This window comes from Agromyces sp. Y575 (assembly GCF_059445445.1).
Genome location: NZ_JCAIUI010000003.1, coordinates 554864 through 580711, shown reverse-complemented (window position 1 = coordinate 580711; position 25848 = coordinate 554864). Strand labels below are relative to the sequence as shown.

At 69.2% G+C, this 25848-nt stretch carries 25 protein-coding genes and 1 tRNA gene; 8 read left to right on the top strand and 18 right to left on the bottom strand.

Features of this window, described 5'->3' with window-relative positions:
- Positions 1–67: 67 nt before the first annotated feature.
- From AC1C2U_RS14810 to AC1C2U_RS14770, 9 genes are all read right to left on the bottom strand, one after another.
- Positions 68–862, bottom strand: a complete 795-nt coding sequence (locus tag AC1C2U_RS14810) for a F0F1 ATP synthase subunit delta (protein WP_495362522.1) — start codon at positions 860–862, stop codon at positions 68–70.
- Between the two features lie 3 nt (positions 863–865).
- Complete coding sequence (locus AC1C2U_RS14805) at positions 866–1417, bottom strand: F0F1 ATP synthase subunit B (RefSeq protein WP_495362755.1); 552 nt, start codon at positions 1415–1417, stop codon at positions 866–868.
- A 43-nt stretch (positions 1418–1460) separates the two neighbouring features.
- Entirely contained in the window at positions 1461–1694 is a 234-nt protein-coding gene (gene atpE / locus AC1C2U_RS14800) for an ATP synthase F0 subunit C (protein WP_022888426.1), read from the bottom strand.
- A 45-nt stretch (positions 1695–1739) separates the two neighbouring features.
- Positions 1740–2519, bottom strand: coding sequence for a F0F1 ATP synthase subunit A (gene atpB, locus AC1C2U_RS14795; RefSeq protein ID WP_495362521.1), 780 nt, complete (start codon positions 2517–2519; stop codon positions 1740–1742).
- A 182-nt stretch (positions 2520–2701) separates the two neighbouring features.
- Positions 2702–3178: a Cg1360 family ATP-synthase-associated protein gene (locus AC1C2U_RS14790; RefSeq protein WP_495362520.1), complete on the bottom strand. Its 477-nt coding sequence runs from the start codon at positions 3176–3178 to the stop codon at positions 2702–2704.
- Positions 3159–4454, bottom strand: a complete 1296-nt coding sequence (locus AC1C2U_RS14785; protein WP_495362519.1) for an MraY family glycosyltransferase — start codon at positions 4452–4454, stop codon at positions 3159–3161. Before AC1C2U_RS14785 ends, AC1C2U_RS14790 begins: the two co-directional genes overlap by 20 nt.
- Positions 4451–5248: an L-threonylcarbamoyladenylate synthase gene (locus AC1C2U_RS14780; RefSeq protein WP_495362518.1), complete on the bottom strand. Its 798-nt coding sequence runs from the start codon at positions 5246–5248 to the stop codon at positions 4451–4453. Before AC1C2U_RS14780 ends, AC1C2U_RS14785 begins: the two co-directional genes overlap by 4 nt.
- A gap of 101 nt (positions 5249–5349) precedes the next feature.
- Positions 5350–6189, bottom strand: coding sequence for an ABC transporter permease (locus tag AC1C2U_RS14775; RefSeq protein ID WP_495362517.1), 840 nt, complete (start codon positions 6187–6189; stop codon positions 5350–5352).
- 5 nt (positions 6190–6194) lie between these two features.
- Complete coding sequence (locus AC1C2U_RS14770; protein ID WP_495362516.1) at positions 6195–7103, bottom strand: ATP-binding cassette domain-containing protein; 909 nt, start codon at positions 7101–7103, stop codon at positions 6195–6197.
- A 130-nt stretch (positions 7104–7233) separates the two neighbouring features.
- Between AC1C2U_RS14770 and AC1C2U_RS14765 the strand changes: the two genes are divergently transcribed.
- Positions 7234–8220 carry a TetR/AcrR family transcriptional regulator gene (locus tag AC1C2U_RS14765; protein WP_495362515.1) on the top strand — a complete coding sequence of 329 codons (987 nt, stop codon included), beginning with the start codon at positions 7234–7236 and terminating at the stop codon, positions 8218–8220.
- 20 nt (positions 8221–8240) lie between these two features.
- On the opposite strand, the gene prmC is transcribed toward AC1C2U_RS14765, so the two are convergent.
- A complete protein-coding gene (gene prmC / locus AC1C2U_RS14760) occupies positions 8241–9125 on the bottom strand; it encodes a peptide chain release factor N(5)-glutamine methyltransferase (RefSeq protein ID WP_495362514.1) in 885 nt (294 codons plus the stop codon).
- A gap of 84 nt (positions 9126–9209) precedes the next feature.
- Here prmC and cysK point away from each other — a divergent pair, with 84 nt between their 5' ends.
- Together cysK and epsC are read left to right on the top strand one after the other, a co-directional pair.
- On the top strand, positions 9210–10145 hold the full coding sequence (gene cysK / locus AC1C2U_RS14755; RefSeq protein ID WP_495362513.1) for a cysteine synthase A: 936 nt from the start codon (positions 9210–9212) through the stop codon (positions 10143–10145).
- Positions 10146–10265: 120 nt separating this feature from the next.
- Positions 10266–10844, top strand: a complete 579-nt coding sequence (epsC, locus tag AC1C2U_RS14750) for a serine O-acetyltransferase EpsC (protein WP_495362512.1) — start codon at positions 10266–10268, stop codon at positions 10842–10844.
- A 344-nt stretch (positions 10845–11188) separates the two neighbouring features.
- Here the strand turns inward: epsC and prfA are convergent, their stop codons facing one another.
- From prfA to AC1C2U_RS14710, 8 genes are all read right to left on the bottom strand, one after another.
- Positions 11189–12265, bottom strand: a complete 1077-nt coding sequence (gene prfA, locus AC1C2U_RS14745; protein ID WP_495362511.1) for a peptide chain release factor 1 — start codon at positions 12263–12265, stop codon at positions 11189–11191.
- 7 nt (positions 12266–12272) lie between these two features.
- Positions 12273–14453, bottom strand: coding sequence for a transcription termination factor Rho (gene rho, locus AC1C2U_RS14740; RefSeq protein WP_495362510.1), 2181 nt, complete (start codon positions 14451–14453; stop codon positions 12273–12275).
- A gap of 244 nt (positions 14454–14697) precedes the next feature.
- A complete protein-coding gene (gene thrB / locus AC1C2U_RS14735; RefSeq protein ID WP_495362509.1) occupies positions 14698–15675 on the bottom strand; it encodes a homoserine kinase in 978 nt (325 codons plus the stop codon).
- On the bottom strand, positions 15675–16772 hold the full coding sequence (gene thrC, locus AC1C2U_RS14730; protein WP_495362508.1) for a threonine synthase: 1098 nt from the start codon (positions 16770–16772) through the stop codon (positions 15675–15677). Before thrC ends, thrB begins: the two co-directional genes overlap by 1 nt.
- Positions 16773–18080, bottom strand: coding sequence for a homoserine dehydrogenase (locus AC1C2U_RS14725; RefSeq protein WP_495362507.1), 1308 nt, complete (start codon positions 18078–18080; stop codon positions 16773–16775). It abuts the gene before it with no gap.
- Positions 18077–19585 carry a diaminopimelate decarboxylase gene (gene lysA / locus AC1C2U_RS14720; RefSeq protein ID WP_495362506.1) on the bottom strand — a complete coding sequence of 503 codons (1509 nt, stop codon included), beginning with the start codon at positions 19583–19585 and terminating at the stop codon, positions 18077–18079. The genes AC1C2U_RS14725 and lysA overlap by 4 nt, the downstream gene beginning before the upstream one ends.
- Positions 19586–19752: 167 nt before the next feature.
- Entirely contained in the window at positions 19753–20598 is an 846-nt protein-coding gene (locus AC1C2U_RS14715; RefSeq protein WP_495362505.1) for an LmeA family phospholipid-binding protein, read from the bottom strand.
- Positions 20595–22268, bottom strand: a complete 1674-nt coding sequence (locus tag AC1C2U_RS14710; protein WP_495362504.1) for an arginine--tRNA ligase — start codon at positions 22266–22268, stop codon at positions 20595–20597. The genes AC1C2U_RS14715 and AC1C2U_RS14710 overlap by 4 nt, the downstream gene beginning before the upstream one ends.
- A gap of 39 nt (positions 22269–22307) precedes the next feature.
- Here AC1C2U_RS14710 and AC1C2U_RS14705 point away from each other — a divergent pair, with 39 nt between their 5' ends.
- The 5 genes from AC1C2U_RS14705 (at position 22308) to AC1C2U_RS14685 (ending at position 25761) form a co-directional block, all read left to right on the top strand.
- Positions 22308–22922 (top strand): iron ABC transporter ATP-binding protein, encoded by a 615-nt coding sequence (locus AC1C2U_RS14705; protein WP_495362503.1) that lies wholly within the window; start codon positions 22308–22310, stop codon positions 22920–22922.
- Between the two features lie 16 nt (positions 22923–22938).
- Positions 22939–24120, top strand: a complete 1182-nt coding sequence (locus AC1C2U_RS14700; RefSeq protein ID WP_495362502.1) for an ROK family protein — start codon at positions 22939–22941, stop codon at positions 24118–24120.
- A 65-nt stretch (positions 24121–24185) separates the two neighbouring features.
- Positions 24186–24258: transfer RNA gene (locus tag AC1C2U_RS14695), tRNA-Arg, on the top strand.
- A gap of 164 nt (positions 24259–24422) precedes the next feature.
- Entirely contained in the window at positions 24423–24956 is a 534-nt protein-coding gene (locus AC1C2U_RS14690) for a sigma-70 family RNA polymerase sigma factor (protein ID WP_495362501.1), read from the top strand.
- Positions 24943–25761 carry a hypothetical protein gene (locus tag AC1C2U_RS14685; protein ID WP_495362500.1) on the top strand — a complete coding sequence of 273 codons (819 nt, stop codon included), beginning with the start codon at positions 24943–24945 and terminating at the stop codon, positions 25759–25761. Before AC1C2U_RS14690 ends, AC1C2U_RS14685 begins: the two co-directional genes overlap by 14 nt.
- Positions 25762–25848 lie beyond the last annotated feature (87 nt).

Genomic DNA, 25848 nt, shown 5'->3' with positions numbered 1-25848 from the left:
CCTTTTCTGTACCGGTTGTACAGCTACTGGTGTGTCGCGGCGCGGACGCCGGTCGTATCAACCGGCGTCAGCCGGCAAGCTTCTGCCGCAGCGAACTGAGGCGGGAGGCGACGCTGCCGTCGATGACGTCGTCGCCGATCTGCACGCGGACCCCGCCGAGCACGGCGGGATCGACGATGATGTCGAAGCGGACACGACGGCCCGCCTGTACAGCGAGGCCCTGCTCGAGCCGGCCCAGTTGGGCGGCGCTGAGCTGGACCGCGGTCGTGACCGTCGCGATGTCGAATCCGCGCTGGTCGGCGACGACGGATGCCCCGTGGCGGAGCAGTTCGCCGATGCGGCGGCCGCGGGGCTGCTGCACGAGGTGCGCCACGATCGCCACCGTCTGCGGCGACGCCTTGCCGACGAGGAGGCGATCGACGATCTTCGTCTTTGCCGCGGGATCGCCGAGCTTCGACCCGAGCGCGAGCTCGAGTTCCGCATCGGTGGCGACTGCGCGCTCGAACGCGAACAGCTCGGCGTCGATCTCGACGCCGTCGGGAGCCGAATCCGCTGCGACGCGGATTCCGAGCTCTTCGATGCCGGCGAGGAAGTCGTCTCCGGAGGACCACCGGCGTGACGCCGCGCTCACCAGGAGCGAGGCTGCTTCGGCCGGGATACGAGAGCCGAAGATCGTCTCGACGAGCGCACGCTTCTGTGCAGTGTCGGCCTCGGGGTCGATGAGTGCCGTGCGCAGATGCGCGGACTCCCCGATCACCCGGCCGGCGGCGAGAAGCGCCTCGGCGACCGGCAGCTCTGCGCGACCGAGTTCGGCCAGCGCAGCCCGCGATGCGTCGAGAGCTCCTCTTGTAGCGCTACCCATGGACTACTTCTTCCCTCCGGCGGCGGCCTCGGAGGCCTCCAGGTCGGCGAGGAACCGGTCGACGACCGCAGTCGCCTTCGCGTCGTCGGAGAGCGACTCGCCGATGACACCCGATGCGAGGTCGATGGCGAGCGTGCCCACCTCGGAGCGCAGCGAGACGAGAGCCGACTGGCGCTCGGCCTCGATCTGCGCCTGTGCGCTCGCGGTGACGCGCGCGGCCTCGACGGTCGCGGCGTCTTTCGCTTCGGCGACGATCTTCTTGCCATCGTCGCGAGCGGTCTCACGGATGCGACCTGCCTCGGTGCGCGCGTCGGCGAGCTGGGCGGTGTACTCCTCGAGAGCCGCCTCGGCCTTGCGCTGCGCCTCGTCGGCCTTCGCGATGTTGCCCTCGATCGCCTCGCCGCGCTCGTCGAGCAGCTTCTGCACGCGCGGCAGCACGTACTTCCAGAAGAAGATGAGGATGATGACGAAGCAGACCGACGACCAGATGATGTCGTAAGGCTCCGGGAGCACCGGGCTACGGCCCGACTCACCACTCTCGGTTGCAGCGCTCAATACTGCATGAAGCACGTTGGCCTCCTCAGTTGGGGCGAGTGGATCAGACGAAGATGAAGTAGGTCGCGATGCCGATGAATGCGAGCGCCTCGGTGAAGGCGATACCGATCCACATCAGCACCTGGAGGCGGCCGGCCAGCTCTGGCTGGCGAGCGACGCCCTCGATCGTCTTGCCGACGACGATGCCGACGCCGATTGCCGGGCCGATCGCCGCGAGGCCGTAGCCGACCGTTGCGATGTTGCCGTTGATCTCAGCGAGAACGGTGGTTGCGTCCACGTTGGGTTTCCTTTCCTAGGGAATGTTCTGGGCGGATGCCCGGGTTCAGTGCTCTTCGGCGACCGCGAGCTGGATGTAGACCGCGGTGAGAAGTGCGAAGACGTAGGCCTGCAGGACGGCGACAAGGATCTCGAACAGCGTGAACACGAAGCCGAAGGCCAGCGTTCCGACCCCGAGGAGAGTCCACCAGCCGCTCATCTGCACGACGAAGAACTGCGTCGCCGCGAAGAAGAGCACGAGCAGGAGGTGGCCGACGATCATGTTCATCATGAGTCGGAGTGTGAGGGTGACCGGGCGGATCACGAACGTCGAGATGAGCTCGATCGGCGTGACGATGATGTAGACCGGCCACGGCACGCCCGAGGGGAAGAGCGAGTTCTTGAAGAAGTTCTTGGGGCTCTTCTTGACGCCCGCGTAGATGAAGGTCACGTACGCGACGATCGCGAGCACGAGCGGCACGCCGATGACCGAGGTGCCGGCGATGTTCAGGAACGGGATGACACCGGTCAAGTTCATGAACAGGATCATGAAGAACATCGTGGTGAGGATCGGCAGGAACCGCTTGCCGTCTTTCTTGCCGAGCAGGTCGTCGGCGATGTTCACTCGAACGAGGTCGAGGCCCATCTCGACGAGGCTCTGGAAGCGGCCGGGCACGACGCGCATCTTTCGCGTACCGAGCCAGAACACGATGATCAGCGCTGCGACCGCCACGAAGCGGACGAGCATGATGCGATCGATCTCGAACCACGTGTCTTCGAAGAACAGCGCTCCGGGGAAGAATTCGTCGATCGACGGCCCGTGGAAGCCACCATCATCGGTTGACATCGGAACCAGCAGGTTCAGAGCGTTAGCTAACAGCGCTTTCTCCTGTTTCGGGGCGTGGAGCTCGGCTCTCGCGGCGACGAACATGGACCGCGGTCGACCCGTGCGTGAGCAGGGCAGAACCGTGGGGGGATCCCCATTACTCTAGCAATACTTCGGGCTGCCACCGAATCGCCGAGGGCGACTCAGTCATCGCTCGGCGCCTTCGGCAACTCGACGTCGCTCACGTACGGCAGCCGCGACTTCGCGACGACCAGCACGTCGACGACGAGCGAGGCGATGACGCCCGCGACGAGGCTGAGGAAGAGCACCGTGGTGTTCAGCCAGGCCGCCTCGCGGAGCACCACGACGAGCACGATGAAGACGATGAACTTCAGGATCCAGCCGCCGAGCACGATGCCGAAGAACGCGCCCACGAAGAGATCGCTCGAGGCGAATCGGTTGGCGGCGAGGATGCTCGCCGCCGTGATGCCCATGAAGACCACGGCCATGAGCGTGCCGATCAGCGCGCCGAGGAGGCCCGGCACGCCGGCGAACACCAGGCCGAGCACGGCGCTGACCACGAGGATCACCCCGGCCAGCAGCGCGCCCCACGCGAGCGCCTTGCGCAACACGGGGTTCGAGGTCGGGGTACGGTCGGGTTCAGCTCGTGCGTCGCTCATCGTGCTCCAGTTCGGGGTCGTCCGATTCTACCGGGCGGCCCTGAACGAGCACCGGGCTCGCGGATGCCTCGGCGCCCTCGAGCTCGTCGGCGCCGAGGGCCGCTTCATCCGACTCCGGAGCCTCGGCCTCGGCGGCCACCGTCAGCCGCTTGCGACGGCCGAGCGGGGCGAGCGTGATCGCCGCGCACACGAGGAATCCGATGCCGATCAGCGCGAGGGCCCATGCCGAGTCGATGCCGAAGTACACGGGGAAGACATAGGTCAGTAGGCATCCGATCGAGGCGACCGCCGTCCATCCGTAGAAGATCAGCACCGCGTTCAGGTGGGAGTGCCCCATGTCGAGCAATCGGTGGTGCAGGTGCTTGCGGTCGGCGGCGAACGGCGACTTGCCGGCGCGAAGACGGCGCACCACGGCGAGCGCGAAGTCGAGTAGGGGAATGACGAGCACTGCGAACGGCAGCAGGATCGGGATGAACGCGGCGAACAGCTGGTCGAAGCCGACCCCTGTCGGGTTGAGCTGCCCCGTGACGGCGATCGCGGAGGTGGCCATGAGCAGGCCGATGAGCAGCGCCCCGGCATCGCCCATGAACAGCTTCGCGGGGTGCCAGTTCAGCGGCAGGAACCCGGCGCACGCGCCGACGAGGACGATCGCGATGAGCGACGCGAGGTTGAAGTAGTTCAGCGGCGACGTCTGCTGCACCAAGAGGTAGGTGTAGAGGAAGAACACGCCGTTCGCGATGAGGGTGACACCTGCAACGAGACCATCGAGCCCGTCGATGAAGTTCACGGCGTTCATCACGAGCACGATGACGAACACGGTGAGCACGGCGCTCATCCACGAAGACCCGACGGTGATGCCGCCGATCGGCAGGGAGTAGATGGTCACGCCCTGCCACGCGATCAGGCCCGCCGCGATGAATTGCCCCGCGAGCTTGGTGGTCCAGTCGAGGTCCCAGATGTCGTCGGCGACGCCGATCAACACGATCAGCAGTGCGGCACCGAGGATCGCGAGGATCTGGCCCGGGTTCTGGAAGACGATCGAGATCGCCGAGAACCGTGCGGAGCCGAGAGTCGAGATGAACGCCGCCGCACCGATCGCGACGACGATGCCGATGAACATCGCGACGCCGCCGAGGCGCGGAGTGGGCCTCGTGTGCACATCGCGCTCGCGGATCTTGGGGTAGAGCTGGTACTTCAGGCTCAGCTTCCAGACGAGGATGGAGCCGCCGAAAGTGACGAGCGCCGTCAGCAGGGCGAGCGCGAGGAACAGGGTCATGAGGCGGCAGCGTCCGTTTCGTCGGTTGATGCCGCGGGAGCGCCGGTCGGGCCGCCGAGAGAAGCCGGTTCGGCGACGCCGTGGTCGTCGCCCGCTGCAGTCTCGGGCTCGAGGAGTTCCTCCCCGACGACCGCTGCGATGCGTTCACGGGTGATGACGCCCGCACGTGCGATGCGGAGCCGCCCGCCGTCACGAGCGAGCCCCGTGGCGTCGACGATCGTCGACGAGGTATCGCCCGCGCGTTCGCCGACGGGTTCGTACGACTGCCCGGCGGCGCCGCCGTCGAGGTACACGGCAACTGCGTCGCCCAGCATCTCCGCGGCATCCGCTGCCGTCGTCGCCGATGGCCGGCCCGACAGGTTCGCGGATGAGACTGCGAGCGGCCCCGTCTCGGCGAGCAGTTCGAGGGCGACCGAGTTCGCGGGCATGCGGAGGGCCACTGTGCCACGGGTCTCGCCGAGATCCCATTGCAGCGACGGCTGCGCATGCAGGATGACGGTGAGTCCACCGGGCCAGAACTCGCCGACGAGCGCTCGTACGGCCTCGGGCACCTCGCTCGCGAGCGCGTCGAGCGTTGGGATGCCCGAGATCAGCACGGGCGGCGGTGAGGTGCGCGCGCGACCCTTGGCTTCGAGCAAGCGCGCGACGGCCTTCGCGTCGAACGCGTCGGCGGCCACGCCGTAGACCGTGTCGGTCGGGAATACGACGAGTTCGCCGCGTCCGATCGCGCCGCGAGCAAGACGCATACCGGTGAGGAGCTCTGAGTCGACCGAGCAGTCGTAGATGGCAGTCATGACCTGCCGATTCTAGACCAGCGGGTCGGGCGCGACGTCGGCGAACAGCGGATGCCGCGGTGCACTTCGGCACCGCGGCATCCCTGTTCAGTGCGCCTGAGTCAGCGACGGCCCGCCTTGCGGCGGAACAGCCAGCCGCCCCAGACGACCGACACGAGGAGGATGCCGACGCACCAGCCGAGCGCCCACCAGACGGTGGCGCCGACCGGCGTGTCCATCAGGAATCCGCGGATGGTCTCGATGATCGGGGTGATCGGCTGGTACTCGGCGATCCATTGCAGCCACTCGGGCATCGTCTCGACCGGCACGAAGGCGCTCGAAAGGTACGGCAGGAACAGCAGGATGAAGCCGAACCCGCTCGCCGCCTCGGGGCTCGATGCTGCGAGTCCGATCGCCGCGAAGAGGTAGGTGATCGCAAGGATGTAGAGCGCCACCAGGCCGAATGCGGCGAGCCACTCGAGCGGCGTCGCCACTGGGCGGAATCCCACGAGGAGGGCGACGACGATGACGACACCGGTCGCCACGAGGTTGCGCACGAGGCTCGCGACCACGTGACCGGTGAGCACCGCGCCGCTGCGCAGCGGCATCGTGCGGAACCGATCGATGATGCCGGTGGTCATGTCTCGCGAGACCGAGATCGCGGTCGACGAGGCACCGAAGCCGGCGCACAGCAGGATGATGCCCGGCACGACGTAGTCGACGTAGCCGCCCGAGGGGTCGATGGCGTTGCCGAAGATGAAGGTGAACATCAGCATCAGCATCGTCGGCAGCATGATCGCCATGAGCATGGCCTCGATGTCGCGCACGGAATGACGGAAGCTGCGAGCGATGAACGTCGATTCCGCGGTGAACGCGCCGAGCGGAGCGCGAGCCGGCGCACCGGCGATGCGGGCGGAGCGGTCGGGGCGGTCGGTGCGGGCGGGAAGAGTGTTGGTCGTCATGGCGGTCACTTCGATTCGATGAGTTCGGGGGCGGATGCCGCAGCGCCGGCGGTGATCGCGAGGAACACGTCGTCGAGGCTGGGGCGGCGGATGGAGACCTGTGCACCGTCGACCGCGGCCGCCGGAGAATGGTCGAGCTCGTCGATGGCCGAGCGGAGGCCGTGCACACTGCCATCGGTCGGCAGTTCGACGAGCAGGGTGCCATCGGCACCGCGGAGCTCGACGACGTCGCCGCCGATACGCGCCTTCAGTTCGTCGGCGGTGCCCTCGGCGGCGACGCGGCCACGGTCGAGCACGGCGATGCGGTCGGCGAGCCGGTCGGCCTCCTCGAGGTACTGGGTGGTGAGGAAGACGGTCGTTCCCGCGTCGGCGAGCGCGCGGATGACGTTCCAGAGCTCCTGCCGGCTCCTGGTGTCGAGGCCCGTCGTCGGTTCGTCGAGGAACAGGATCGGCACGTCGACGACGAGGCTGAGCGCGAGGTCGAGCCGGCGGCGCATGCCGCCTGAGTAGGTGCTCACTCGTCGGCGCGCGGCATCCGTCAGTTCGAAGCGCTCGAGCAGCTCTGCCGCTCGATCGCGTGCCTGTTGACGCCCGAGACCCGAGAGCCGGCCCATCATCACGAGGTTCTCGGTTCCGGTCAACACCTCGTCGACCGCCGCGGACTGACCCGTGAGGGCGATGCGCTCCTTCACTTCGGTCGGCGCCGTCGCGACGTCGATGCCGCCGACCCGTGCGATGCCGGCATCGGGCTTCACGAGCGTCGTGAGGATGTTGATGGTCGTCGTCTTGCCGGCGCCGTTCGGGCCGAGCAGAGCGAACACGGTGCCAGTGGGCACGCTGAGGTCGAGTCCCGCGAGCACGTCGGTCTTGCCGAAGCGCTTACGCAGGCCGCGTGCGTCGATCGCGAGGGTCATAGGGTTCTCCGTTCTCCGTGTCTGCGCCCGTGTATATGAGTATGGCGCAAACTGTTTACGTGCTGCATTGTTGTTTACCATATACACAGTTCTAGACTGTCGTCAACGCCATTTCGAGAACGGAACCCCAGTGAGCCCTGAGCGAAGCGATCCCGAGCTCCCCCGAGCGGTCGCCCTGGCCTGGGGTGTGGCAGCGAATCCGCAGCGCGGCCCCAAGCGCGAGCTTTCGATCGAGCGCATCGTCGATGCCGCCATCGAGATCGCCGACGCCGAGGGGCTCGGCGCTGTTTCGATGAGCCGAGTCGCGACGTCGCTCGGCTTCACGACGATGTCGCTCTATCGGTATGTCACGAGCAAAGACGACCTGATCCTGCTCATGCAGGAGGGCGCCGTCGTGCCGCCCGTGCCCGACGAGACGCTCGAGCGCGGGTGGCGCGACGGCATCATTGCCTGGGTGCTTGCGATGCGTGCCGCCTACCGCGAGCACCCGTGGATCGTCGACATCCCGATCTCCGGCGCCCCGATCACTCCGAACAGCCTCACGATCGTCGACTGGTTCCTCCGCGAGGTGCGCTCGCTTCCCCTGAGCGACGGCGAGAAGATGTCGACGCTGCTGCTCCTCACGAGCTATGCCAGGGCGATGGGTGCGCAGGAACGCGATCTCATGGTGGCAGCGACTGCAGCAGGCGACCCGGCAGATGTCACAGGCGCGAACTTCTTCGAGGCGCTCCTCGAACTCGTGACGCCCGAGCGATTCCCCTACCTCAGCCCGCTGCTCGCGTCCGGCGGATACCTGGGCGACCCCGGAGATGCCGAGGAGTTCGGCGACTACGACTTCGAATTCGGGCTCCAGCGCATCCTCGACGGCGTCGAGTACCACGTCGGCCGCGTCGAGTCCGGAGCCCCCGACGCCGTCAAGGAGCCGCTGCCCGCCGCACTCGCGCTGCCACGCGACCAGCGTGTGCGCGAGGCGGCGAAGACGCGCCGTGAAGCCGAGAAGACCCTCCGCGAAGCGCAGAAGCGCGAACGAGAGGCGATCAAGCACGCACTCGAACGCGAGAAGCACGCGCTCGAACGGGAGAAGAACGCCCGCGAGAAGGCCGAGCGGGCCAAGTAGTCCGTCGGCCGGCTCGCCGGTCAGCGCACGGCGGTGGTCGCCCGGTCGCGGGTCGTGAGATCGCGGTGGTGCGCAATCGCCCGCCATCCGTCAGCTGCCAGGATCGCGGCGATCTCGGCCGACTGCGCCTCGCCATGCTCGATCACGAGCGCTCCCCCGGGCCGCAACAGCACGAGCGCGCGCTGCGAGAGCACCCGCACGACATCGAGGCCGTCGGCGCCACCGTACAGGGCGCGCTCGGGGTCGTAGAGTCGCACCTCGGGGTCATGCGGCACCTCGCCCAGGGGAACATACGGCGGATTCGAGACGACGACGGCCACCCGGCCGTCGAGTTCGTGCAGCGCATCCGCGAGGTCGCCGAAGACGAGCTCGAGGTTCGGCGCGCCGACTGTTTCGACGTTGCGCCTCGTCCACACGAACGCCTCGGGCGAATTCTCGACCGCCCATACCTGTGCATGCGGAACCTCGGTCGCGAGCGCGAGCGCGATGGCGCCGCTGCCGCTGCCGAGGTCGATGCCGATCGGTTCGGGCTCCGCCGCCGAGATGAGCGCGTCGATCGCGAGTTGGGCGACCTGCTCCGTCTCGGGCCTCGGCACGAACACGCCCGGGCCGACCTCGAGCTCGAGACTGCGGAACGCGGCACGACCCGTGATGTGCTGGAGCGGTTCACGGCGGGCGCGACGCACGACGAGTTCGGCCAACGCCGCGGCATCCGACTCGCTCACCTCGGTGCCGACGACGATTCGCGCCTGCACGCCGCCGCGGGAGAGCCCGAGCACGTGTCCGATCAGCAGCTCGGCATCGACCTCGGGGTCGGGCACACCGACCGATGCGAGCGCCGCCACCGTGTCATCTCGGAGCTCGCGCAGCGATCGCGCTCTGGCGCCAGGGGTCGTCGTATCCACGCAATGGAATGTAACGCACTCGCCTCCACCCCGGCCGAACCGTAGGCTTGGTCTGTTGTTCATCCCGACCCGAGAGGCATCCTCATGGCGCAGATCTACGAGAACATCACCGAGGTCGTCGGTCGTACCCCGCTCGTGCGCCTGAACCGGCTCACCGAGGGCGCGGGTGCCACGGTGCTGGCCAAGCTCGAGTTCTACAACCCCGCGGCAAGCGTGAAGGACCGCATCGGCGTGGCCATCGTCGACGCCGCCGAGAAGTCCGGCGCCCTCGCTCCCGGCGGCACCATCGTCGAGGCGACGAGCGGCAACACCGGCATCGCGCTCGCCCTCGTCGGCGCGGCCCGCGGCTACCGCGTCGTGCTCGCCATGCCCGAGACGATGAGCATCGAACGCCGCGTTCTGCTGCGCGCCTATGGCGCTGAGATCCTGCTCACGCCCGGCTCGGAGGGCATGAAGGGCGCCGTCGCCAAGGCCGACGAGATCGTCGAGGCGACACCGGGCGCGATCCTCGCCCGCCAGTTCGAGAACGAGGCGAACCCCGCGATCCACTACTCGACGACCGGCCCCGAGATCTGGGCCGACACCGACGGCGGCGTCGACATTCTCGTGTCGGGCATCGGCACGGGCGGCACCATCACGGGAGCGGGCCGCTTCCTCAAGGAACAGAAGCCCGACGTGCAGGTCATCGCCGTCGAGCCGGCCGACTCCCCCATCCTCACGAAGGGCACGCCCGGCCCGCACAAGATCCAGGGCCTCGGCGCGAACTTCGTGCCCGACGTGCTCGACCGCGAGGTGTACGACGAGGTCATCGACGTCGCCACGAGCGACGCCATCACGACGGCACGACAGCTCGCGACCGACGAGGCGATCCTCGGCGGCATCTCGTCGGGCGCAGCGGTCTGGGCGGCACTCGAGGTCGCACGGCGCCCCGAGAACGACGGCAAGACCATCGTCGTGGTCGTGCCCGACTTCGGTGAGCGCTACGTCTCGACGGTGCTCTACGAAGATCTCCGCGACTGAGCGGGCGATCGGGCGCCGGCTTGCGCCGGAGTCTCCCGGCCCGATCGATCCGGCGGCCGGGTCGTGCGGCACCTGAACGTCTAACAGGCTGACGGACGCGGCGCCTGATTGACTATGGGCGTGAGCATCTTTCGAGCACTCCGCGAAGACATCGCGACCGCGCGCGACCATGACCCTGCCTCACGCGGCAAGGCCGAGGTGTTCCTCGCGTATTCAGGGCTGCACGCGATCTGGGGCTACCGCCTCAGTCACGCACTCTGGCGTGCCGGCATCAGGCTTCCGGCACGGTTGCTCTCGCAACTGCTCAGGTTTCTGACCGGAGTCGAGATCCACCCCGGCGCAACCATCGGGCGACGCTTCTTCATCGATCACGGCATGGGCGTCGTCATCGGCGAGACCACGGTCGTCGGCGATGACGTGATGCTCTATCACGGGGTCACCTTGGGCGGAAAGTCGGCCCGCGGCGCCCAACGGGGCGCGAAGCGGCATCCGACCCTCGACGACGGCGTGACCGTCGGCGCCGGCGCGAAAGTGCTCGGCGACATCACGATCGGCGCCGGGAGCGCGATCGGCGCGAACGCGGTCGTCACGAAGGATGCACCGGCGCATTCGCTCATCGTCGGCATCCCGGCGACGTTCAGACCGCTGACTCACGAGACCGCCGACGCCGCACGAGGAATCCACCACGAGCACATCTGAGCCGTCCGAACCGCAACTCCTGCACGCCCCCACTAGTCCTGCGCGCCCCCGCCACTCGTCCCTCGCACCCTGTCAGCAACAACTCAGGACGGCCGAGCCGCAGCCCCTCTGCGCACCCTCTGCGCGCCGTGCCTTGCAGCAATTCAGGACGGCGCGCGGCGCGCCGCGCCAACACGCCGATCGACCGGCCCGCGACACGCCTCCCGACCTGAATTGCTGCGCGTACCGGCCGGGCCGCATTCGGACGGCCCATGCGGGCGGTCGCATGCGGGCGGTCGCCGCAACGACGGATGCCCCGCACGCTCGAGGCGTCCGGGGCATCCGCTCGGTGCAGTCGGCCGTCGTTACTGGTCGCCGATGTGCGAGAGCCGCGCCTCTTCGTCGGCCTGGATGGCGGACTCGATGATCGGGTCGAGCGCACCGTTCATGACGTGGTCGAGGTTGTACGCCTTGTACCCGGTGCGGTGATCGGCGATGCGATTCTCGGGGAAGTTGTACGTGCGGATGCGCTCCGACCGGTCCATGGAGCGGATCTGCGACTTGCGGGCATCGGATGCCGCGGCCGCGATCTCCTCCTGCTGGCGGGCGAGAATTCGCGCACGAAGCACGCGCATCGCCGCCTCGCGGTTCTGTAGCTGCGACTTCTCGTTCTGCATCGAGACGACGATGCCGGTGGGAAGGTGCGTGATGCGCACGGCCGAGTCGGTCGTGTTGACCGATTGGCCGCCCGGACCCGATGAACGGTAGACGTCGATCTTCAGGTCGTTCTGGTTGATGTCGACCTCTTCGGGCTCGTCGACCTCGGGGAAGACGAGCACGCCCGTCGTCGAGGTGTGGATGCGCCCTTGCGTCTCGGTGACCGGCACGCGCTGAACGCGATGCACGCCGCCCTCGTACTTCAAGTGCGCCCAGACGCCCTGTGACGGGTCGGTCGCATTCGACTTGATCGCCACCTGCACGTCTTTGTAGCCGCCGAGATCGGACTCGTTCTGGTCGAGCAGCTCGACCTTCCAGCCCTTGGACTGCGCGTACTGGATGTACATGCGCAGCAGGTCGGCCGCGAAGAGGGCGCTCTCGGCGCCGCCCTCGCCACCCTTGATCTCCATGATCACATCACGGCCGTCGTCGGGGTCGCGCGGGATCAGGAGCCGCCGGAGGCGCTCCTGCGCCGCGGCAAGCCCCTCTTCGAGCGCGGGCACCTCTTCGGCGAACGCCTCGTCTTCTTTCGCGAGTTCACGCGCAGCGGCGAGGTCGTCTTGGGCCTCGAGCCACGCCGAGTGCGCGGAGACGATGCGGCTCAGCTCGGCGTAACGCCGGTTGACCTTCTTCGCGCGCGCTGCGTCGGCATGGAGCGCCGGGTCGGCGAGCTCCTCTTGGAGCTGCGCATGCTCGGCGAGCAGGCTTTGGACGGACTCGAACACGGAAGCCTCAGCGGTGGTCGGTCTCGTGCCCGTGCGAGTTGCCGTGTCCGGGAGCGACCGGCATCGACTTCTGCATGAGCATGAGGAACTCGACGTTCGACTGCGTCTCTTTCAATCGACCGAGCACAGCTTCGAGAGCCTGCTGCTGCTCGAGACCCGCGAGGGCGCGACGCAGCTTCCAGGTGATCTTCACCTCGTCGGGCGAGAGGAGCATCTCTTCGCGGCGCGTGGACGACGCGTTGACGTCGACCGCGGGGAAGATCCGCTTGTCGGCGAGCTGACGCGACAGGCGCAGTTCGGAGTTTCCGGTGCCCTTGAACTCCTCGAAGATCACCTCGTCCATCTTCGAGCCCGTCTCCACGAGCGCGGTCGCGAGAATGGTGAGCGAGCCGCCGTTCTCGATGTTGCGCGCTGCGCCGAAGAATCGCTTCGGCGGGTACAGCGCCGAAGCGTCGACGCCACCGGAGAGAATGCGACCTGATGCCGGTGCGGCGAGGTTGTACGCGCGGCCGAGTCGAGTGATCGAGTCGAGCAGCACGACGACGTCGTGACCGAGTTCGACGAGACGCTTCGCACGCTCGATGGCGAGTTCGGCGACCGTCGTGTGATCTTCGGCCGGGCGGTCGAAGGTCGAGGCGATGACCTCGCCCTTCACCGTGCGCTGCATGTCGGTGACCTCTTCGGGGCGCTCGTCGACGAGCACGACCATGAGGTGGACCTCGGGGTTGTTGATCGAGATCGCGTTCGCGATCTGCTGCAGCACGATCGTCTTGCCGGCCTTCGGCGGAGCGACGATGAGGCCGCGCTGACCCTTGCCGATCGGGGCGACGAGGTCGATGATGCGCTGCGTGAGCTTGGTGGGCTCGGTCTCGAGCCGCAGACGGTCTTGCGGGTACAACGGCGTGAGGTCGTGGAACTCGACGCGCGCAGCAGCCTCGTCGGCCGTCTGTCCGTTGATCGAGTCGACCTTCACAAGGGCGTTGTACTTCTGGCGGCTGTTCGAGTCGCTGTCGCGCGGCTGCTTGATGGCGCCGACGACCGCGTCGCCCTTGCGCAGGTTGTACTTCTTCACTTGGCCGAGCGACACGTAGACGTCGCTCGGGCCGGGCAGGTAGCCCGTGGTGCGCACGAACGCGTAGTTGTCGAGCACGTCGAGGATGCCTGCGATCGGGATCAGCACGTCGTCGTCGAGGATCTCGGGTTCGAGCTCGTCGCCGGCGCCCTGGCCGCGGCGCTTGCGGTCGCGGTAACGGTTGCGGCGCCCGCCTTCGCCGTCGAGCTGGGCCTGGGCGTCGCGCGCCTGGTTGTCGCGAGTCTGGTTGTCGCGACCTCGGCCGCCCTCGTTCTGCTGCTTGGCCTTGTCGTCATCGCCGCCCTGGCGCGGCTCGCCGGACTTCGCGCCCTGCTCCTCGCCCTTGCGGCCCTGCTGCTCGCCGTTCTGGCGGTCGCCGTTCTGGCGCTCGCCGTTCGAACGCTCGCCGTTCTGACGACCAGACTGACGCTCGCCCTGCTTCTGCTCGCCCTTCTGGGCGTCGTCGCCACGCTCGGTACGCTCGCCGCGTTCGGCACGCTCGCCGCCGCGTCGGCCCCGGTTGCGGCCTCGGCCCTGGCGGGGCTCCTCGGCAGCAGCAGCGTCGCCCTCTGCTTCGGCCGGCTGGACGCTGCGGGCGCCCTCGCCGGTCGCCGCGGCGAGCTCTTCGCGCACTGCAGCGCGGGCTGCTTCGCGGGCATCGTCGGTCTCGGGCACGAGGCCCACACCGGCGTCGCCGCTGTTGACATGCTGCACCGCAGCGGTCGTCGCGCTCGTGGCCCGACGGGGCTGGCGCCGTTGACGGGCGGGAGCTGCGATGACTGAGGCGGGCGGCGCCGCCTCAGCCGCGACATCCGGTGCGGCCGGCTCCTCGGCGACCGCAGGAGAGTCATGCTCGGGGCTCGCCTCGGCGGCCTTGGGCAGGTCGAGCTCGATGCGAGGGGTCGCATCTGGCACGACGGTGGAATCGTCGGACGAGTTCTCGCCGGCTGACGCCTCCTGGTGGGCCTGGATCAGCTCGACGAGCTCTCCTTTTCGGCGCTTCGAGCCACCGGCGAGGCCGAGGGACGCAGCGAGCTCTTGGAGCTCGGCGACCTTCAGGGAGGACAGGCGGGCGGTGTTCGCCACGCGGTCGGCGTGGTCGGTTCCGTTGGTCACTGGGTATGTTCCTTTCCCCTGGCGCAAGAGTTGCGGATCCAGGAGAGCTGATCGCTTGCACGAGCGATGTCGGTGCGCACGAAGGCGCAGACGTGCGCGAGAGCGAAAGCAATAGATTGCCGGGAATTGCACGAGCGAGCGGGGACGCGAACAATGCGTCTCCTGCCGGGTGCTGTGTCAGTCTAACATCACCGAACCGGTCATCCCGACACAATTGCGCCAGCGGAATGCGGATGCCGCGACGTCAGCGTGACGCGTCGACGACCGTCGCTCCCTTGAAGTCCACGGCGAGCGGCAGCGCCTGCCACACGGTGTCGGCGGATGCCTCGACCAGCGCGATCGCCGCAGCGCGTGCACTCGGATCGCTCGCGAGCACGAGGATCGAAGGACCGGCGCCCGAGACGACGGCCGGATGCCCCGCCTCGCGCAGCGCCCTGATGAGCCGATCAGTCTCGGGCATCGCCTTCGCGCGGTAGTGCTGGTGCAGCTTGTCTTCAGTGGCTTGGAAGAGCAGCTCGGGGCTCTGGATGAGCGCCGCGATGAGCAGCGCCGATCGAGACACGTTGAAGACGGCGTCTTCGTGCGGCACCGACTCGGGCTGCAGCGAGCGAGCGAGCGCCGTCGACATCTCGTGCTCGGGCACGAGCACGAGAGGCGAGACACCGCGGTGCACGATGAGCTTCTTGTGGCGGGGGCCGTCGGGCGTGACCCAGGCGATCGTGAGCCCGCCGAAGAGGGCAGGAGCCACATTGTCGGGGTGCCCCTCGAGTTCGGTGGCGAGGTCGAGCAACTCGTCGGTGCTGAACTCGACGATGCCCTCGAGCAGTCCCTTGGCAGCGACGACCCCGGCGACGATGGCGGCGCCGGAGGATCCCAGGCCGCGGCCGTGCGGGATGCGGTTGTGCGCGACGAGCTTCAACGCCGGCAGTGGAACTCCTGCGCGCGCGAAGGTGTGGGCGATGGCGCGCACGACGAGGTGCGATTCATCGAGCGGCACCTCTCCCTCGCCGACGCCGTGCACCTCGATGTCGAGGCCCGGGACGCCGTGCACCGTCGACCCGGTCGGCACCGACACCTCGAGCTCGTCGTAGAGGGCCAGCGCCAGCCCGAGCGTGTCGAACCCGGGGCCGAGGTTGGCGGATGTCGCCGGCACCTTCACGAGCACGCTGCGACCCGTGAGCAACGGCGAGAGGCCGTCGCCCGTCGCGACGGCGGCGCTCATCATGACGAGAGTCCGAGCACCGAGGCGACCTGCGCGGTGTCGACCGGCACGATGACGGGCTGCACGTCGGAGCCGTCGGCCGTGCGAAGAGCCCACTGGGGGTCTTTCAGGCCGTGACCGGTGACCGTGAGCACGACGCGCGCGCCCGCGGGCACGACGCCGGCGGCCGAGCGCTCGAGGAGCCCGGCGACCGAGATCGCCGATGCGGGCTCGACGAAGATGCCGACCTCTGCGGAGAGGATGCGCTGCGCCTCGAGGATCTTGTCGTCGTCGATCGCGCCGAAGTAGCCGTCGGACTCGTCACGAGCCAGCAGGGCGAGCTCCCATGAGGCGGGGTTGCCGATGCGGATCGCGCTCGCGATGGTGTCGGGGTCCTTCACCGGCTCACCACGCACGATGGGTGCGGAACCCGAAGCCTGGAACCCGAACATACGCGGCAGTCGCGTCGCATTGCCGGCAGCGATATCTTCGCGGTATCCGCGGGTGTACGCGGTGTAGTTGCCCGCGTTGCCGACGGGCACGAAGTGGAAGTCGGGTGCATCCCCGAGCACCTCGACGACCTCGAATGCCGCAGTCTTCTGCCCCTCGATGCGGTCGTTGTTGACCGAGTTGACGAGGTGCACCGGATAGTTGTCGGCGAGATCGCGTGCGATGTCGAGGCACTCGTCGAAGTTGCCCTGCACCTGGATGAGCTGGGCGTTGTGCGCGATCGCCTGGCTCAGCTTGCCCATCGCGATCTTGCCCTCGGGCACGAGAACAGCCGCGGTGATGCCCGCGTGCGTCGCGTACGCAGCTGCCGACGCCGAGGTGTTGCCGGTCGACGCGCAGATGACGACCTTCGCGCCACGCTCGACGGCCTTCGTCACCGCCATCGTCATGCCGCGGTCTTTGAATGAGCCGGTTGGGTTCATGCCCTCGAACTTCACCCAGACGTCGGCCCCGGTGCGGGCCGACAGTGCCGGGGCGGGCAGGAGCGGCGTGCCGCCCTCGCCGAGGGTGACGACGGGAGTGGAGTCGGTGACGTCGAGCCGGTCGGCGTATTCGCGGATGACTCCGCGCCACTGACGAGAATTTGCCTTGGGGGTGGGCTGGTTCACTTACGTTCCTTCGACTCGGAGGACGGACGCGACGGATGCGACGACGGGGCTCTGGGCGAGGGCGGCGACGGTCTCGGCGAGCGCGGACTCCTTCGCCTCGTGCGTCCCGATGACCAGCGTAGCTCGCTCGGAGCCCTCGCTGACGGTCTGCTGCAACTGCTCGACGGAGACGCCGTGCTCGGCGAAGATGTGCGCGATCTGCTCGAGCACGCCCGGCTCGTCGGCGACCTCGAGCGTGATGGCGTAGCGGGTCGTGATGCGGCCGATGTCGAGCACCGGCAGTTCGGCGTGCGTCGATTCGGCCGTGCCGGGGCCGCCGATGACGTGGCGGCGGGCGATGGCGACGAGGTCGCCGAGCACTGCGGAAGCGGTCTGCACTCCCCCGGCACCTGCACCATAGAACATGAGCGGGCCGGCTGCGGATGCCTCGACGAACACGGCGTTGTTCGCGCCGTGCACCGCCGCGAGCGGGTGACTGCGCGGCACGAGGGCCGGGTAGACGCGCGCGGAGACGCCCTCTTCGCCGGTCTCGGCGTCGGTGAGGCGCTCGCAGATGGCGAGGAGCTTCACGACGTACCCGGCCCGTCGCGCGGAGTCGACCTGCTCGGCCGAGACACCCGTGATGCCCTCGCGGTGCACGGCCTCGACGGGCACGCTCGTGTGGAAGGCGAGGCTCGCGAGGATGGCGGCCTTCTGCGCCGCGTCGAACCCGCCGATGTCCGCAGTCGGGTCGGCTTCGGCGTAGCCGAGCTCGGTCGCGGTCGCGAGCGCGTCTTCGAGCGAGGCACCGGTCTGGTCCATGCGGTCGAGGATGAAGTTGGTCGTGCCGTTCACGATGCCGAGGATGCGTTCGACGCGGTCGCCGGCGAGGCTGTCGCGGAGCGGCCGGATGATCGGGATCGCCCCGGCGACGGCCGCTTCGTAGGAGAGCTGGGCACCCACCTGCTCGGCGGCGGCGAAGAGCTCTGGGCCGTGGTTGGCGAGCAGTGCCTTGTTGGCGGTCACGACGTCGGCGCCCGAGCCGATCGCCTGCAGCACGAGCGTGCGGGCCGGCTCGATGCCGCCCATGAGCTCGATGACGATGTCGGAGCCGAGGATGAGCGCGTCGGCGTCGGTCGTGAGCAGCTCGCGCGGCAGTTCGGCGTCGCGCTTGGCCTCGACGTCGCGCACGGCAATGCCGACGAGTTCGATGCGGGCGCCGATGCGCTGGGCGAGTTCATCGGAGTGCTCGAGCAGGAGGCGCGCCACCTGCGAACCGACCGAGCCAGCGCCGAGCAGGCCCACTCGAATGGAGCGGTACTCGATCATGCGGGGTTCCCTTCGGTGGCACGGTCGCCGGCGGCAGGGCCGCCGAGGGCATGGTCGTCGACGGCAGGGCCGCCGAGGGCATGGTCGTCGACGGCAGGGCCGCCGAGAGCACGGTCGACGGATGCATCGAGCCCCGCGTCGCGGGCGAGCAGCTGCTCTTCGGTCTCACCGTGCACGATGACACGAGCGCGCCCGTCACGCACGGCGACGACGGGTGGCCGGGGCACGTGGTTGTAGTTGGACGCGAGCGACCAGCAGTATGCGCCGGTCGCCGGCACGGCGAGCAGGTCGCCCGGGGCGACGTCTCCGGGCAAGTATTCGGCATCAACGACGATGTCGCCCGACTCGCAGTGCTTTCCCGCGACGCGCACGAGCGCCGGGGCCGCATCGGAAACCCGTGAGGCGATGCGAGCCGAGTACTCGGCGCCGTAGAGCGCGGTGCGGGCGTTGTCGCTCATGCCGCCGTCGACCGAGACGTAGTGACGCACGCCGCCTTCGATCGGTACGGGTTTGACGGTGCCCACGGTGTAGAGCGTGACGCCGGCGGGGCCGATGATCGAGCGGCCGGGCTCGAAGGCGAGCTTCGGCACGGGCACGTCGTGCTCGCGGCATCCGTTCGCGACCGCGCGCACGATGCCTGCGGCGATCTCCTCGATCGGCTCGGGCTCGTCGACGGAGGTGTAGGCGATGCCGAACCCGCCGCCGAGGTTCAACTCGGGCACCGGCGCGACCCGCGAGAGTTCGGCGTGCGCCGCGAGCAGGCGTTCGGCCGATTCGGCGAAGCCCGCCGAGTCGAATATCTGCGAGCCGATGTGGCAGTGCAACCCGAGGAAGTCGAGCGAGGCATGCGAGCGGATTCGGGTGCCGAGCTCGACCGCCCGGGCGAGGGAGACGCCGAACTTCTGGTCTTCATGGGCCGTCGCGAGGAACTCGTGCGTCGAGGCGTGCACCCCGCTGTTGACGCGGAGACGCACACGCTGCACCCGGCCCGCGCGTGCCGCGGCATCCGCGACCCGTTCGATCTCGACCTCGCTGTCGATGACGATGACCCCGACCCCGACGCCGACCGCGCGTTCGATCTCGGCGATCGACTTGTTGTTGCCGTGGAAGCCGAGACGCGCCGGATCGGCGCCCGCGGCGAGCGCGACCGCGAGCTCGCCGCCGGTGCACACATCGACCGCGAGGCCCTCGTCGGTGACCCAGCGCACGATCGCGCCCGAGAGGAACGCCTTTCCGGCGTAATAGACCGTCACAGTCGTGCCGATGGATGCCGCGGCGTCGTCGAACGCCCGCTTGATGCGCGCCGCGCGAGACCTCGCGTCGGCTTCGTCGACGACGTAGAGCGGCGTGCCGAACTCGACGGCGAGCGACGCGGCGTCGCGGCCGGCGATGACGAGCCCGCCGCCCCCGTCGCGGGCTGCGTTCGAGGGCCAGACCAGCGGCGCGAGCGCATTGGCGTCAGCGGGCACGCGGAGCCATCCGGGAACAGGTGCGGTGGATACCACGGGGAAACCTCACGGGACGGAGACGACGGCACGGATCGCTCGCGGCGAGCGAACCCGGATCGGTTCCTGAAGCCTGCAGTGCGCGCAGACCTTGTGGGTCGGCGTACCGCGAGTCTACCGAGGCTCGTATGCCGGGCCGAATCGACGACGCCCGGAGCTGCTCGACGCTACCCGCAGCTGCCGTGCTGCTCGAGGCTCTCGGCGTCGAGGGTGAGCCCGTCGGCCTGGAGCCCGATGATCGCGGTACCCGGCGTCACCGTGATCGACTCGAGCTGCACGCCGGCCGGCAACCGGTCGGCGACGCACACCTCGAGCGGGTCGCCGCCGAGCAGGCGATCGATCACGCCCGAGACGTCGATCGACGCGCCGCCGGCACCGACTTCGACCCCTGCGGGTTCGAGGAGCACCGAGTCGCCGGCCGCGATCGGCGCCGCCGTGATCTGGTAGCTGATCGGCACCCCGAAGAGCTCGAGCTCGCCCTCGTATCCGACTGTGCCGTCGCCGAGGCTGAACCCGGCCTCGATACCGGCGATGGAGACCAGCCGGTTGACCGACTCCTCATCGGCGGCGATCGTCGCCGTCAGGTGCTGCACCGGCGACTCGAAGTCCACCGGCAGGCCCTCGGCCACGACCGAGACATCGATGGGCGCACCGTCGACGTCCAGCTGCGGAGCGTCGAGCTCGACGCGCTCCATCGTGCCCGTCAAGTACTGGGCGATGATCGAGAACCCGCCGATCGTCACGTCGACGTCACCCTCGACGCCGTCGGGCAGAATCGACTCGATCTCTTCGGCGACGCGCTGTTCGGCGAGGTTCCGGGCGATGATGTCGGCGACGAGGAACAGCGCGATGAGGGCCACCAGCACCGCGGCCACGACGATCCATGCGCGGGCCGCACGACCGAGCGGCCGTCGGGTGCGTGCGGCAGGTACTCCGAGCGTCGCGGTACCGCTCGGATCGCGGTCGCCGCCGTTGTTCGCCATCTGCGCCTCCGGTTCGGGTTGGTCGGTCACATGCGCTCGGGGGCCGACACCCCGAGCAGATCGAGCCCGTTGCGGAGGACCTGCCCGGTCGCATCGTTCAGCCAGAGCCGCGTGTGGTGCAGCTCGCCGATCGGTTCTTCGCCGAGGGGAAGCACCCGGCAGTTGTCGTACCAGCGGTGGTAGAGGCCTGCGAGCTCTTCGATGTAGCGGGCGACGCGGTGCGGCTCGCGCAACTCGGCCGCCTGGGCCACGATGCGCGGGAAGTCCTGGAGGGCGCCGAGCAGCGCCGACTCAGTCTCGTGCGTCAACAGCTCGGGCGCGAACGACGAGCGATCGAGGCCGACGGATGCCGCATTGCGGTCGACCGCGCACGTGCGGGCATGCGCGTACTGCACGTAGAAGACGGGGTTGTCGTTCGTGCGGCGCTGCAGGATCTCGGGGTCGATCGTCAGCGGCGAGTCGGCGGGGTACCGGCCGAGCGTGTAACGCAGCGCGTCGGTGCCGAGCCAGGCCTGCAGGTCGTCGAGCTCGATGATGTTTCCGGCGCGCTTGGACAGCTTGGCGCCGTTGATCGAGACGAGCTGCCCGATGAGCACTTCGATGTCGCGCTCGGGGTCGTCGCCGGCGGCGCCCGCGAGGGCCTTCAGGCGGTGCACGTACCCATGGTGGTCGGCGCCGAGCAGGTAGATCTTGTGGTTGAAGCCGCGGTCGCCCTTGTCGAGGTAGTAGGCGGCGTCGGCCGCGAAGTAGGTGTAGACGCCGTTGCTGCGACGGACCACCCGGTCTTTGTCGTCGCCGAAGTCGGTCGTGCGCACCCATACTGCGCCGTCTTCGTCGAAGACGTGGCCTTGAGCGCGCAACCGCTCGACGGCCGTGTCGATGTCGGAGAGACCGTCGTCGCCCTTGACCTGCATGCGTCGCTCGCTCGTCCACACGTCGAAGTGCACGTTGAAGCGATCGAGCGAGGCGCGGATCTCGGCGAGCTGCAGCTCGTACGCGATCTCGGTGGCCGTGTGCAGCGCCACATCGTCGGCGAGCTCGAGCAGGTTCGGCTCGCGTTCGAGCACGCGCAGCGCCAGTTCGCCGATGTAGGCGCCCGGGTAGCCACCCTCAGGCGTCGGCTCGCCCTTCGCCGCCGCGAGCACCGAAGCCCCGAAGGTCTCCATCTGGTTGCCGGCGTCGTTGATGTAGTACTCGTTGGCGACCTCGGCACCGGCGGCCCGCAGCACGCGGCCGATGGAATCGCCGAGTGCTGCCCAGCGGGTGTGGCCGATGTGCAACGGCCCGGTCGGATTCGCCGAGACGAACTCGAGGTTGATGACGCTGCCCGCGAGCGAATCGCTGTGCCCGAACGACGGGCCGGCCTCGACGATCGTCTTGGCGAGCGCACCCGCGGCGGCGGCGTCGAGCCGGATGTTGATGAACCCCGGGCCCGCGACCTCGGCGCTCGCGACACCCTCGATCGCGGCGAGACCCGCGGCGAGTTCTGTGGCGATCTGGCGCGGGTTCGTGCCGAGCGGCTTCGCCACCCGCATCGCGATGCTCGAGGCCCAGTCGCCGTGCTCGCGGTTCTTCGGTCGCTCGAGCGTGACGTCGCCGGGCGCGAGCTCGAGCGCCACCTCGTCGCCCGCGGCACGACGTCGCTCGGCGAGGGCGAGGACGAGGTCGTACAGGGCACGCGAAAGATCGGCGGGAGTCACCCGCAAATCCTACCCGTCGCCATTGATAAGGTTCGTCACATGTCGCGCTCGTTCCAGCTGATCCGCACCCGCCCCGCCGCCGTCGTTCTCCTGGCCGTGGCATCCGTAATGCTGCTGAGCGGATGCACCGGCGAAAGCCCCGAACCCAGCGAGACTGCTGCACCCCCGACGACATCCGAGAGCCCGGTCGCCAGCGCCGAGCCGACCGAGACCGCGGCGCCGCTGGTGCCCTTCGAGATCGCGTGCGACGCGTTGCTCACCGCCGACCAGGTGTACGAGTTCAACCCGAACTACGGCGTCGCGCCCGACTTCGCCCCCTCGGGCGCCGGTGTCGTCGCCGTGGTCGACGAGGCGGGCACCGCGTGCGGCTGGCTGAACCAGACGAGCGGCGAGATCATCGAGATCGGTGTCGCGACTCCCCCGCCCGCCGCACTCGACGTCCACAAGAACGACGCGGCGATGGGCTCGAACCCCGTGCCCACCTACGGCACGCCGCCCGAGGTCGAGGGGTACTTCGGCCAGACCGCGGGCATCGGTCAGGCGCAGATCTTCACCGGCCCGTACTGGATCGTCATCGAGTCCACCGAACTCTTCGAACCCGGCGACGCGGGCCAGCTCGTCGCCGCCATGCTCGGGAATCTCCCCGCCGCCTGACGGCGGCGCACTCGCGATGAGATCGGCGCAGGGAACCCCGTCGTGGCTCGGCGCGGTCAACGACCGTGTCGGCCTCTCGGCTCTGCTCGACCACGGGCCGCTGACCCGCAACCGCATCTGCGAACTCGTCGGGGTCTCCAAGCCCACGGCCTCGATGATGATGTCCCGGCTGATCGCTGCAGGCGTCATCGAGGAACGCGGGCAGGTCGCCGGCAACCCCGGTCGCAGCGCCACGCTGTACGCCGCCCGCACCGACCGGCCGCTCGGCGTCGCGATCGCGATCGAGGCCGACGAGCTGCGGGCGTCGGTCGTCGACGCTGCCGGCGGCGAGCGCCCGGTGGTGCGCACAGTGCTGTCGCGCGACACCGCGAGCCGCGATGCCGTGCGCGAGGTCGACGCAGCGATCCGCGACGCGAGCGCCGCGGCCGGCACCGACCCGGCCGTCGTGCACTCCGTGTGCATCGGCACGGCCGGCTACGTCGATCCCGGCGAAGCGGGCACGCTCTTCAGCGAGACACTGCCGGGCTGGCCCGTCACCGGCTTGCGGCGCACCCTCGAGGCCGAGCTCGGCGTCGCGGCCTTCATCGAGAACGACGTGAACCTCGCCGCGATCGCCGAACGTGATGCAGGAGCGGGCGAAGGTCGGGACGTCTTCGCACTGCTCTGGCTCGGCAACGGTGTCGGCGCCTCGTTCGACGTGGCCGGCGACCTGCACCGCGGCAGTTTCGGCGGAGCGGGCGAGGTCGGCTTCCTGCCGCTCTCCGCCGCCGCGGCCGCACTCGACTCCCACGCCGTCACGAGCCAAGACCTCGCGGGCGCGGCGGCCGTTCGCCGCATCGCCGCCGCCCACGGCCTCGATGCGACCGACCACCGCTCGGCCCTGGAGGCCATCGCGGCGAGCGACGCCCGCGACGCGATCATCGAAGAGCTCGGCGAGCGCGTCGCCCACATCTCGCTGCCGCTGCTCGCGACTCTCGATCCTGGTCGGCTCGTACTCGCCGGGCCCACCGCGATCGTCGGTGGGCAACCGCTCGCAACGGCGGTGGAGCGGGGCATCCGTCGCCTCAGCCGCTGGTACCCCGAGGTCGTCGCGACCCGCATCGACCACGACCCCGTGCTGCACGGCGCACGTGCGTTCCTGACTGCGAAGGTGCGCGACGACCTGCTCGGCACGGTCGCCCGGCTCAGCATCTCCTGAGCCGCCAGAGCGCCCGCCCACGGGTCGGGACGCAGCGCTCGAAGTGGTAGTCTCTCTAGCTGTGCGCCTCCGTAGCTCAGGGGATAGAGCGCCGGTTTCCGGTACCGTAGGTCGGGGGTTCGAATCCCTCCGGGGGCACGTAGTGAGTGGTGGCACCGGCACTTCGAGCCGGTCGTCCATCACTTGAATCGAGAAGCCTCGGCCACCCACCGAGGCTTTTCTCGTCACGGCCCCCAACGAAACCGTCCACCCACTCGTCTGAACAGGTGACGGGGCGAACGCCGTCGTCGGGAGGAGCACGCGTGGGCGGGTCGTGGGACGCCGTGGCAACGTCGCTCGTCGTCGAGCGCGGCGATGCGCTCAGCCGCTACGCGTACCTGCTCACGGGAAGTGTCGACGACGCGGCCGACCTCGTGCAGGACGCCCTCGTTCGCACGTTCGGGCGCCCGCGCATGGCACTCACGCTTCCCCGTGCCGAGGCCTACGTGCGGCGGGCGATCCTGAACGCCGTCATCGACCGTTCGCGCCGCGACGGAACGTGGCGGCGCGTACGGCACCTCGCGCTCGCGCCGGTCTCCGTCGAGTCACCCGCCTCAGCGAGCGACGACCGGCTCGACCTCGCCGCCCGGGTGCGGCAGTTGGCGCCGCGCCAGGCGGCGTGCATCGTGCTGCGCTACTACGACGACCTGACGGTCGACGCGATCGCCGCGGTGCTCGGCATCAGCTCGGGCGCAGTCAAGCGGTACCTCAGCGACGGACTCACGGCCCTCTCCTCTGCGATCGATCCGGCGGGCGAGCGCACCGCGCGAACGGGAGGCAGTCATGTCGGCACCTGAGCGGAACGAAGCGGGCGAGCGCATCGGCGAGCGACTCACAGCCTCAGCGGATGCCGCGACGCCGCGCCCCATCGACGTCGACGCCGTGCTCGCGGCGAGCCGTGCACGCCGGCGCTCGCGGCGCACGGCGATCGCCGGCGGTGCAGCCGCGGTGGTGGTCGTGCTCGGCATCGGCGGTGTCGTGGTCGGCACTAGCGGGCTCGGCACGTCGACGACGGCCGGCGACTCGTCGCTCAGCGAGGCGCCGGCGGCCGCCACCGCACCCGAAACAGACATGGCGCCCGAGGTCGGCGGCGATTCGACGTCCGGCGACGCGCTCGGGCTGAAGCTCTCACCTCTCGAGAAGGTCAACCTGTGCGGCGCGCCCGTCGCAACGGCATCGGATGCCGCGGTGAGCCGGCTCACCGTGACCGTCGCCACCGTCGGGGCCGCCCCGGCCGGGGCATCCGTCGATGCACTGGTCACGGTGACCAACGCGGGCGAGACGCCGGTCAGCGGGCAGCTCGGGCTCTCCCCGGCGCTCACGGTCGCCGAGGCGGGCGTCACGGTGTGGCACACGAGCGGCGATTCCGACCCCGCGACCCGGTCGATCGAACTCGCACCGGGCGCGTCGATCGAACTCACGGGCACGTTCGAGACACGTCGCTGCTCGCCCGACGACGAGGTCGCCCCGACGTTGCCGGCCGACCTGCCCGCTCTCTCCCCCGGCGAATACGGGGTGAGCGCCGTCGTCATGTTCTCCGATCCGGTGGCGGGCGAGATCGACCACCTCGTCTCGCCGCCGACGGCGATCGTCGTCGGCTGAACCGGCCTGACCGGCCCGGGCCGTCGCCCGCGACGACGTCACCGGAACTCCGTCCTCCGTCGGCTGCTCGTTCGACCGTTCACGTTG